Origin of the sequence: Pseudomonas sp. PDM28 (genome assembly GCF_019219115.1) — a bacterium.
Lineage (GTDB): Bacteria > Pseudomonadota > Gammaproteobacteria > Pseudomonadales > Pseudomonadaceae > Aquipseudomonas > Aquipseudomonas laurylsulfatiphila.
The window spans coordinates 283,624-294,203 of record NZ_JAHUWG010000006.1 but is presented as its reverse complement, the minus strand read 5'-3'; the positions used below and the strand labels follow the sequence as shown (position 1 = coordinate 294,203).

Sequence of the window (10,580 nt, the reverse complement as noted above, 5' to 3'; positions counted from 1 at the left end):
TAGCCGACGCAAGCCTGTAGATCTTCTGCAGCCTTGTCTCTTCAGGCGGGTTCACCATGCTATCGTGCCCGCCCGACTTTCTACCTGTTTGTGCCAGCATGCTGCCGATTTCCCGTAACGTGCGTTTGTCGCTGTACATCCTGTTGATCATCGCCGGCGCCGCCATCGCCGCGACCCTGGCCATGCGCCACGCCGTGCGCCAGTCAATGGTCGAAGACGCCGCCCGAGCCAATCAGCAACTGGCGCTCTATGCCACGTCGCTGCATACCCTGATCGAACGTTACCGCGCCCTGCCCGCCGTGCTGGCGCTGGACCCGGAGTTGCGCTCGGCGCTCAAGGGGGCGGTGAGTCCCGGGCAGCAGGATGCGTTGAACCGCAAACTGGAAAAGATCAACGGCGCCGCCGAATCCTCGACCCTGGAATTGCTCGATCGCACCGGCCTCGCCGTGGCGGCGAGCAACTGGCGTTTGCCCAGCAGTTATGTCGGCCACAACTACGGTTTCCGCCCCTATTTCAACCAGACCCGCACCCAGGGCACCGGGCGTTTTTACGCGGTAGGTGTGACCAGCGGGATTCCCGGCTACTTCCTCTCCAGCGCGGTCAGCGATGACGACGGGCAGTTCCTCGGCGCCATGGTGGTGAAACTGGAATTTCCCGAACTGGAACGCGAGTGGCGCCAGGGCAGCGACACGCTGTTGGTCAGCGACGCGCGCGGGATCATCTTCATCGCCAACCAGCCGGGCTGGCGCTATCGCCTGCTCAAGCCGCTGAGCGACAGCGATCACGCCGAACTCAAGGCCACCCGCCAGTACGACAAGCAGCCGCTGACGCCGCTGGAGTTTCAATCGTTGCGGCGTTTCGACGACAACAGTGACCTGGCTCGGGTCGATGGCCCGGACGGCAAGGCGGATTACCTGTGGGAATCCCTGCCGCTGAGTGCCGAGGGCTGGACCCTGCATCTGCTGCGGCGCCCGCAAGTCGCCTTCGAAGACAGCCGCAATGCCGCCCTCGCTGCTGCCGGGTTGTGGCTGACCCTGGTGTTCCTGCTGCTGTTTCTCAATCAGCGCTGGCGCCTGGCCAGGCTGCGCCAGCGCAGCCGAGAAGAACTCGAACAATTGGTGGAAGAGCGTACCCGCGATCTGCGCACCGCCCAGGAGGGCCTGGTGCAGTCGGCCAAACTCGCGGCGCTGGGGCAGATGTCCGCCGCCCTGGCCCATGAGATCAACCAGCCGCTCACCGCCCAGCGCATGCAGTTGGCGACCTTGCGCCTGCTGCTCGACCACGGCCGGGTCGACGACGCCTACAAGGCGCTCAAACCGGTGGATGAAATGCTCACGCGCATGGCGGCCCTCACCGGCCACCTGAAAACCTTCGCCCGCAAAAGCCCCAGCGGTTTGCGCGAACGCCTGGACCTGGCGGCGGTGGTGGACCAGTCGCTGCAACTGCTCGACACCCGGCTGCGCGACGAACAGGTCAGCACCGTGTTGCACCTGACCCGCCCGGCCTGGGTGCGCGGCGATGCGATTCGCCTGGAACAGGTGCTGATCAACCTGTTGCGCAACGCCCTCGATGCGATGCAGGACAAACCCTGCAAACGCCTGGAAATCCGCCTCGAAGCCGACGAACAATTGTGGCGCCTGAGCGTGATCGACAACGGTGGCGGTATCGCCGAAGAGAACCTGCCCAAGGTCTTCGATCCGTTCTTCACCACCAAACCGGTGGGCGATGGCCTGGGCATCGGTTTGGCCGTATCGTTTGCCATCGTTCACGAATCCGGCGGGCGCCTGAGTGCCGGCAATCATGACAAGGGTGCCGTGTTTACCCTGACCTTGCCCATCGACCAGGAGGTGCATGAACCATGCTGAACTCAGTGATGGTGGTCGACGACGAAAGCAGCATCCGCAGTGCCGTCGAGCAATGGTTGAGCCTGTCGGGTTTCGAGGTGCAGTTGTTCAGCCGCGCCGATGAATGCCTGGCGCAATTGCCCAGGCACTTTGCCGGGGTGATTCTCAGCGATGTGCGCATGCCCGGCATGACCGGCCTGGAACTGCTGGCCGAGGTGCAACGCCGGGATGCCGATTTGCCGGTGATCCTGTTGACCGGCCACGGCGACGTACCGATGGCCGTCGAGGCCATGCGCGATGGCGCCTACGACTTCCTCGAAAAGCCCTTCAGCCCGGAAACCCTGCTCGGCAGCCTGCGCCGCGCCCTCGACAAACGCCGGCTGGTGCTGGAAAACCGCGCACTGCACGAGCAGGCGGACAACCGCGCCAAACTCGATGCCACGCTGCTCGGCGTGTCCCGTGGCCTGCAAACCCTGCGTCGGCAGGTGCTGGACCTGGCAGCCCTGCCAGTGAACGTGCTGATTCGCGGGGAAACCGGTAGCGGCAAGGAACTAGTCGCACGCTGCCTGCATGACTTTGGGCCGCGAGCCGACAAGCCCTTTGTCGCACTCAATTGCGCGGCCATCCCCGAGCAGCTGTTCGAGGCCGAACTGTTCGGTCACGAGAGCGGTGCGTTCACCGGGGCATCCGGCAAGCGCATCGGTAAACTCGAATACGCCGACGGTGGCACGCTGTTTCTCGATGAAATCGAAAGCATGCCGCTGGCCCAACAGGTGAAATTGCTGCGGGTGTTGCAAGAGCAAAAGCTCGAGCGACTGGGTTCGAACCAGAGCATTCGCGTGGATTTGCGCATCATTGCCGCGACCAAACCGGACCTGCTCGACGAAGCGCGGGCCGGACGTTTTCGCGAAGACCTGGCCTATCGCTTGAACGTCGCTGAACTACGCCTGCCGCCCTTGCGCGAACGCCGTGAAGACATCCCGCTGCTGTTCGAATCCTTCGCGCAAAACGCCGCCGAACGGCTGGGACGTAAATTCCCACCGTTGAGCGGTGCGCAGTTGAGTCACCTGCTGAGCCACGACTGGCCGGGCAATGTGCGCGAACTGGCGAACGTCGCCGAGCGTCAGGTGTTGGGGCTTGGTGAGCCTGTACCGGCAGGGATCGAGCCCGGTCAGTCGCTGGCGGCGCAGCAGGAGGCCTTTGAAGCACAGTGCCTGCGCGCGGCATTGACCCGGCACAAGGGTGACGTCAAGGCGGTGCTTGAAGAGCTGCAACTGCCGCGGCGGACCTTCAATGAAAAGATGCAGCGGCATGGGTTGAGCCGGGAGATGTTCCTGCAAGAGATCTGAGTTTGCAGTGTCTGTCCTGGCCCCATCGCGAGCAAGCTCGCTCCCACAGTGGGTCTGTGTACGCCGATCATTGTGGGAGCGGGCTTGCTCGCGAAGAGGCCGGCAAAGGCAATACAAATACCCCTCCCAGGTAAGCAAATTTCCGCTCATCACCCGCCACAAATAAGCGGATTTCCGCTCACTAAAACACCACCATCCCTCTAAACCGGCCCTCTCCCCCTTGGCACAGCTCCTGCTATAGCCCCTGCAGGCTGCGTTTAAACGCGCTCCACAAAAACAATTAAACGAAGGATCCTTCAATGGATAACTCCAACTCCCTGCCGCTTGGGCCAGCTGCCGTGCCGGCCAAAGAAAGAACCACGTCCAGCCGCATCAAATCGATCTTCAGCGGCTCCGTCGGCAACATGGTCGAGTGGTACGACTGGTACGTCTACGCCGCCTTCTCCCTGTACTTCGCCAAGACGTTCTTCCCCAAGGGCGACACCACCGCCCAACTGCTCAACACCGCCGCGATCTTCGCCGTAGGCTTCCTGATGCGTCCGATCGGTGGCTGGCTGATGGGGCTGTATGCCGACAAGGTCGGGCGCAAAAAGGCCCTGATGGCCTCGGTGTACCTGATGTGCTTCGGTTCGCTGCTGATCGCCCTGAGCCCGAGTTATGAAGTCATCGGCATCGGTGCGCCGATCCTGCTGGTGTTCGCGCGCTTGCTGCAAGGCCTGTCGGTGGGTGGCGAATACGGCACCTCCGCCACTTACCTCAGCGAAATGGCGACCAAGGAACGTCGCGGCTTCTACTCCAGCTTCCAGTACGTGACCCTGATCTCCGGCCAGCTCATCGCCCTGGCGGTGTTGATCGTGCTGCAACAACTGCTGACCACCGAAGAGCTGTACGCCTGGGGCTGGCGCATCCCGTTCGCCATCGGCGCGCTGTGTGCCGTGGTGGCGTTGTACCTGCGTCGCGGCATGGAAGAAACCGAGTCCTTCACCAAGAAGGAAAAGGCCAAGGAAAGCGCGATGCGCACCTTGATGCGTCACCCCAAGGAACTGATGACCGTGGTCGGCCTGACCATGGGCGGTACCCTGGCGTTCTACACCTACACCACCTACATGCAGAAATACCTGGTGAACACTGTCGGCATGAGCATTTCCGACTCCACCACCATTTCCGCCGCCACGCTGTTCCTGTTCATGTGCCTGCAACCGATCGTCGGCGGGCTGTCGGATAAAATCGGTCGCCGGCCGATCCTGATTGCCTTCGGCATCCTGGGCACCCTGTTCACCGTGCCGATCCTCACCACCCTGCACACCATCACCACCTGGTGGGGCGCGTTCTTCCTGATCATGGCGGCGCTGATCATCGTCAGTGGCTACACCTCGATCAACGCCGTGGTGAAAGCCGAACTGTTCCCGACCGAAATCCGCGCCCTGGGCGTGGGTCTGCCGTACGCACTGACCGTTTCGATCTTCGGCGGCACCGCTGAATACATCGCGCTGTGGTTCAAGAGCATCGGCATGGAGACGGGTTACTACTGGTACGTGACTGCGTGCATTGCCGTGTCGTTGCTGGTGTACATCACCATGAAAGACACCCGCAAACATTCGCGGATTGTCACTGACTGACAGACGTCAGGCAGTTACCGCAAGGGTGACTGCCAAGCCCCCTTCGCGAGCAGGCTCGCTCCCACAGGTTGACCGCGTACCCTTGGAGGAATGCGGTCCAATGTGGGAGCGAGCTTGTTCGTTCCTACAGGGGGAAGGTCGGACTGGAAATCTGCGGCGCGTGCTTGCACCATGCACGTCTCCCCGCCAGCTCTGGAAATTCCACCCAATGCCCGACGACATCCACTTCTACGAACCCGCCAACGGCCACGGCCTGCCCCACGATCCGTTCAACGCCATCGTCGGCCCGCGCCCCATCGGCTGGATCTCTTCACAGAATGCCGAGGGCCGCTTGAACCTTGCGCCCTACAGCTTCTTCAACGCCTTCAACTACATCCCGCCGATCATTGGTTTTTCCAGCGTCGGACGCAAAGACAGCCTGAACAACATCGAACAGACCGGTGAGTTCGCCTGGAACCTGGCCACCCGATCGCTGGCCGAGCAGATGAACCAGAGCAGCGCCATGGTCAGGCCTGAGGTCAACGAGTTCGAACTGGCCGGCCTGACGACCGTTGCCTCGAAGGTCATTCAGGTGCCACGGGTGGCCGAAAGCCCGGTGTCCTTCGAGTGCAAGGTCACGCAGATCATTCAGTTGCAGCGGGCGGACGGCAATGTGGTGCCGAGCTGGCTGATCCTCGGCGAAGTCGTCGCCGTGCATATCGCCAAATGGCTGTTGAAGGATGGGGTATACGACACCGCCGCGGCAGAACCGATTCTGCGCGGCGGCGGGCCGGCGGATTATTTCCAGCTGGGGCCTGAGGCGTTGTTCAAGATGTACCGCCCGGGGGCGGTGAAGTGATCACCAGAGCAGGTCGGTGTTTTCCTTGACGTCCTTGAGGCGGGTCAGCTCTTTGGCGGCCGCATCATCGGCCTCGTGGGCCGTCTTGAAGGTCTGGCCTTCCAGCACTTTGTGAAACCGCGGGGCGCCGGCACCACCCAGCGCTTTGACGGCGATAGCGGCGTGGTAGCCCCCCTCGCCCGGTACTACAGCGGAAACAGCTTCGAAGTGATCAAAGGCTTTACGTGCCATGTCGCGAATCCTGGCTGGTTGAGAATGCCGTCATTAAACCCTCAACCGGCCAGTTTGTGTACCGTCAGTCCGGACTGACCGAGGGCCTGCGCCGCCGACACCTCCTTGAAAGTATGGAAATCCAGACTGTTGACTACCAGTTCCTGCACCAGCTCGGCAAAAATCTCCATCGCCGGCGTGCTGAAGTAGGCGGTCATGGCCTGTTGATCGCTCCAGAAACCGGACACCAGCCACAGTTCCGGATCGCACTGCGAGTGCTGCAGGCTAAAGCTCAGGCAGCCCGGTGCTGCGCGGGACGGTTCGATCAGGGCGCTGAGGCGCACACCGAGTTCCGCCGAGCGCCCGGCGCGCGCCCGAACGAAGGCCATATGACTGACGGGGATCTGCTTAGACATGTTCAACCCTCCCGGGGAGTCGCGTGGCAGCCGTGGGACGGGCTGCGACAGGATCAAAGGTTAAGTGCCGCGACGCCTGTCTCGTTAGTCGATTCCTGCCGGTGCATTGCACAATCCTGCGAAACTTCCTGTAGGAGCTGCCGAAGGCTGCGATCTTTTGATCTTGAAAACAAAATCAAAAGATCGCAGCCTTCGGCAGCTCCTACAGGGGTTGGTGGGTGGCAGGGACTGCCTTTGATGCACTGGCATGGAAGTCACCCCCGGCAGAATCAGGCAAGCATCCGGCAGGATGTGTCTACCGCTGCCACTTGCACAAACTTATGCTCTGCTCCATTCCCTCCATGCCTGCCGAGGATGCCGCGCATGACGTCGCTCGATCACTTTCAAGCCCCGCTGGACACCGACATGGAAAAGCAGCGCGCGGAACTGGCGGCGATCATCCGCCGTAACACCGCCGAAGATGGCAGTTATGCCACGGCCATCGGCTCGCTGTTCATGTCCCGCCACAGCCAGTCCCACGAGTTTGCCCCGGTGCTGGCGCAACCGGCACTGTGCATCATGGCCCAGGGGCGCAAGGAAGTTCAGTTGGCCAACGAGTACTTCAACTACGACCCGTTGAACTACCTGGTGGTCTCGGTCTCGATGCCGCTCAGTGGACGGGTGGTGGATGTCTCGGCCGAAGAACCGATCCTGGCCCTGCGCCTGGACATCGATCCGGCGGAAATCACCGCGCTGATCGCCGACGCCGGCCCCCTCGGCGTGCCCTCCCGGCCGACCGGGCGCGGGCTGTATGTCGAGCGGCTCGACACCGCCATGCTGGATGCCGTGCTGCGCCTGGCACGGCTACTGGACACGCCGAAAGACATCGCCATGCTCGCGCCGCTGATTCGCCGGGAGATCCTCTATCGACTGTTGCGCAGCAAGCAAGGGCATCGACTGTACGAAATCGCCATCGCCAACAGTCAGAGCCATCGCGTCAGCCAGGCGATCAAATGGCTCAATGGCAATTTCGAACAGCCGTTGCGCATCGATGATCTGGCGAAGGAAGTGAACCTGAGCGTGTCGACCCTGCATCACCGCTTCAAGGCGATGACGGCGATGAGTCCGTTGCAGTATCAGAAGCAGTTGCGCCTGCAGGAAGCACGGCGGTTGATGCTGGCCGAAGGGCTGGAAGCTTCGGCGGCGGGGTATCGCGTCGGGTATGAAAGCCCTTCGCAGTTCAGCCGGGAGTACAGCCGGTTGTTCGGCGCGCCGCCGTTGCGGGATCTGGCGCGGTTGCGGCTATCTGTTTGAGCTTGTTTCTTTGCAAGCAGTACTGGCCTCATCGCGAGCAAGCTCGCTCCCACAGGGTCCAGCGTACACCGTCCAATGTGGGAGCGAGCTTGCTCGCGATGAGGCCAGTACAAACAGCGTCAAACAGGGATCAGGCCCCAAGTACCCGGCAAGCCTCCGCCGGCAAGGTCACCGACACCGGATGGCCGACGCTCAGGCCAAAACCCTGGCACGGCGTGCTCAGCGCGGTAAACGAAACCCCGGAACACTCAACCGTGGTCTCGATGGTCGCGCCGATATCGCGCACGAAGGTCACCTTGCCCAGCAGGCGGTTGCCCGCCGTCGCCTGCGGCGCCGACAGTTGCAGGTCTTCCGGACGAATCAGCATCTTCACTTTTTCCCCTGCCGCAACGCTCGTGCAGATCGGCACTTGCAGCGCATCGCCGCCCGGCAGGCTGACCTTGCCGTTGCCCAGCGCCGTGGCCGGGAAGATGTTGCCCGAACCGATGAAGTCCGCGACGAACTCGTTGGCCGGGTGCCGGTAGATTTCAATCGGCGTGCCGACCTGCTGCACCCGATGTTCACCCAGCACGACCACGATATCGGCCATGGTCATGGCCTCGCGCTGGTCGTGGGTCACCATGATGGTGGTGATGTTCAGGCGCTGTTGCAGTTGACGGATTTCCACCTGCATCGATTCGCGCAGCTTGGCGTCCAGCGCCGACAACGGTTCGTCGAGCAGGAGGATTTTCGGGTGGTTGGCAATCGCCCGGGCAATCGCCACGCGCTGGCGTTGCCCGCCGGACAGCTTGGCCACCGGACGATCAATCATCTGCTGCAACTGAATCAGTTCCAGCAACTCCACCACCCGCGCCTGCTGGTCAGCCTTGCTGACTCCGCGCAGTTTCAGCGGATAGGCGATGTTCTCGCCCACGGTCATGTGCGGGAACAGCGCCAGGGACTGGAACACCATGCCGAAGTTGCGCAGGTGCGCCGGGGTGTGGCCGATGTCTTCACCGTCCAGGCGGATCTCGCCGCCAGTCAGGGTTTCAAGGCCGGCAATCATGCGCAGCAGCGTGGTTTTGCCACAGCCCGAAGGGCCGAGGAAACACACCAGTTTGCCCTCGGGCAAATGCAGGTTCACATCGGTTACCGCGCAGGCCGAGCCGTAATGTTTCTCGACGTTTTCCAGAATCAGACCAGACATTTGAAGTACCTCAAGAAATCAGAACGAAACGCCACCTTCACCAACCAGCTTCTCCAGCGCCCAGATCAGGACGAAGTCGATCAGCACGATCAGCACGGCAAACGAAAATACGGTTGGATCGAGCGAAGACACGGTGCGGCTGTACATCCAGATCGGCACGGTCATCACATCGATGGTGTAGAGGAAGTAAGTCACGGTGAATTCGTTGAACGAGACGATGAACGCCAGCAGCATGCCCGCCAGGATCCCCGACTTCATCAACGGCACCACCACATCGACAATCGCCCGCAGCGGTGAAGCACCGAGCATCTGCGCGGCCTCCTCGACTTCGCTGCCGATGGAGAGCATCGCCGCCGTGCAGTTCTTCACCACGAACGGCAGTGCCAGGATCACGTGGGCAATCACCAGGCGCGAGGTCGTCATGTGGAACGGCAGGCTGTCGAACACCAGCAGCAATGCCAGACCCAACACCACCATCGGGAACACCAGCGGCAACGACATCAGTTGCAGGGCCACGGCCTTGCCGCGGAACTCGCAACGGGTCAGCGCGTAGGCCGCCGGCACTGCGATGATCGTGGCGAAAATCATGGTCAGGCACGACACCAGCAGGCTGGTGCTCATGGCCTGGCCGAGGCTCAGCACATCGCTGGCGTCCGGCGACACGAAGGTGTGCCAGGCGGCCTTGTACCATTGCAGGCTGTAGCTGCTCGGCGGGAAGTCGAGATTCGACGCGCCGCTGAACGACATCACGATCATGGTCAGGATCGGCAGCACCGCCAACAGCAGGATGAAGCCCGAGAGGATGCCGGCGAACTTGCCGGTCTCGCCAGGCAACAGCCCATAACGTTTCTTGGTCAGGGTACTCATTGGGAAGCCTCCAGCATGCGCCGACGACGGCCAGTGATGTATTCGGACAGAGTCATGATCGCGAGTGTGGTGACGATCAGCACCACACCGGCAGCGGACGCGGCGGGCCAGTTCATCAGCGGGGCGATCTGGTCATGCACCATCACCGCCAGCATCGGCACGCGCCGGCCACCAAGCAGCAAGGGCACCACGAAACTGCTGGCGTTGTAGGCGAACACCAGGGTCGCACCGGTAATGATCCCCGGCAGACTCATCGGCAATACCACCTGGCGGAACACCTGGAAGCGACTGGCGCCGAGGGTGGCCGCGGCTTCTTCGTAGCTGCGGGCGACGCCGCGCATGGCGCTGGCGATCGGCAACACGGCCAGCGGGAAGGCGGTTTGCACCAGGCCCATCAACACGCCGTTCTGGTTGTACAACAGCATGATCGGGCGCTTGATCAGGCCCAGGCCCATCAGGGTCTGGTTGAGCATGCCGCCTGGGCCGAGGATCACCAGCCAGCCGTAGCTTTGCAGCAGCAGGTTGACCAGCAACGGCAGCAACACCGCCGCCAGGAAAATCCGTCGCACGAACGGCGAGGTCAGGCGCGACATGGTGTAGGCCACCGGGATCGCCAGAATCACGGCGATCACCGCGCTGATCAGCGCCAGGCGCAGGGTCAGCATCAGGGATTTGAGGTAGTAGGGTTCCAGCAACTGGGCGTAGCTGGCCAGGCTGAACCCGGACCATTCCGCGCCTTTGGTGCCCACGCTCATGCGCAGTACCAGCAGGCTCGCGGCAATCAGTACGCCAAGAAACAGCATCGACGGCGTGAGGAAAAACCAGGCGCGCGTCGTTGGCGAAACACCCCGAGCGGCGCGCACGGGGGCGGCACTCACCGGATGGGTCAGAGGTTGGTGTTCCATAGCAAAGGGTCTCGTCAATGGAAAGCAGCTGACAGACACAGGTCTCAAAACCA

Annotated in this window: 10 protein-coding genes; 5 read left to right on the top strand and 5 right to left on the bottom strand. The window is 62.2% G+C overall.

What is annotated here, in order from left to right; all coding sequences use genetic code 11:
• Positions 1-98: 98 nt before the first annotated feature.
• From KW841_RS15895 to KW841_RS15880, 4 genes are all read left to right on the top strand, one after another.
• Positions 99-1,865: an ATP-binding protein gene (locus KW841_RS15895; RefSeq protein ID WP_218477839.1), complete on the top strand. Its 1,767-nt coding sequence runs from the start codon at positions 99-101 to the stop codon at positions 1,863-1,865.
• Complete coding sequence (locus KW841_RS15890) at positions 1,859-3,193, top strand: sigma-54 dependent transcriptional regulator (protein ID WP_218477838.1); 1,335 nt, start codon at positions 1,859-1,861, stop codon at positions 3,191-3,193. Before KW841_RS15895 ends, KW841_RS15890 begins: the two co-directional genes overlap by 7 nt.
• A 299-nt stretch (positions 3,194-3,492) precedes the next feature.
• Positions 3,493-4,812 (top strand): MFS transporter, encoded by a 1,320-nt coding sequence (locus KW841_RS15885; protein WP_218477836.1) that lies wholly within the window; start codon positions 3,493-3,495, stop codon positions 4,810-4,812.
• 208 nt (positions 4,813-5,020) lie between these two features.
• Complete coding sequence (locus tag KW841_RS15880) at positions 5,021-5,650, top strand: flavin reductase family protein (protein ID WP_218477834.1); 630 nt, start codon at positions 5,021-5,023, stop codon at positions 5,648-5,650.
• Here KW841_RS15880 and KW841_RS15875 read toward each other — a convergent pair whose 3' ends face one another.
• Positions 5,651-5,881, bottom strand: coding sequence for a hypothetical protein (locus KW841_RS15875; RefSeq protein WP_218477832.1), 231 nt, complete (start codon positions 5,879-5,881; stop codon positions 5,651-5,653). It abuts the gene before it with no gap.
• A 41-nt stretch (positions 5,882-5,922) separates the two neighbouring features.
• Positions 5,923-6,276, bottom strand: coding sequence for a putative quinol monooxygenase (locus tag KW841_RS15870; protein ID WP_218477830.1), 354 nt, complete (start codon positions 6,274-6,276; stop codon positions 5,923-5,925).
• Positions 6,277-6,639: 363 nt separating this feature from the next.
• Between KW841_RS15870 and KW841_RS15865 the strand changes: the two genes are divergently transcribed.
• Positions 6,640-7,569 carry an AraC family transcriptional regulator gene (locus KW841_RS15865; RefSeq protein ID WP_007978490.1) on the top strand — a complete coding sequence of 310 codons (930 nt, stop codon included), beginning with the start codon at positions 6,640-6,642 and terminating at the stop codon, positions 7,567-7,569.
• A 130-nt stretch (positions 7,570-7,699) separates the two neighbouring features.
• Here KW841_RS15865 and KW841_RS15860 read toward each other — a convergent pair whose 3' ends face one another.
• The 3 genes from KW841_RS15860 to KW841_RS15850 are packed head-to-tail and all read right to left on the bottom strand — an operon-like array spanning position 7,700 to position 10,527.
• Entirely contained in the window at positions 7,700-8,755 is a 1,056-nt protein-coding gene (locus KW841_RS15860) for an ABC transporter ATP-binding protein (RefSeq protein ID WP_102675244.1), read from the bottom strand.
• An 18-nt stretch (positions 8,756-8,773) separates the two neighbouring features.
• On the bottom strand, positions 8,774-9,622 hold the full coding sequence (locus KW841_RS15855) for an ABC transporter permease (protein WP_007978496.1): 849 nt from the start codon (positions 9,620-9,622) through the stop codon (positions 8,774-8,776).
• Positions 9,619-10,527: an ABC transporter permease gene (locus KW841_RS15850; protein ID WP_007978497.1), complete on the bottom strand. Its 909-nt coding sequence runs from the start codon at positions 10,525-10,527 to the stop codon at positions 9,619-9,621. Before KW841_RS15850 ends, KW841_RS15855 begins: the two co-directional genes overlap by 4 nt.
• Positions 10,528-10,580: the final 53 nt, after the last annotated feature.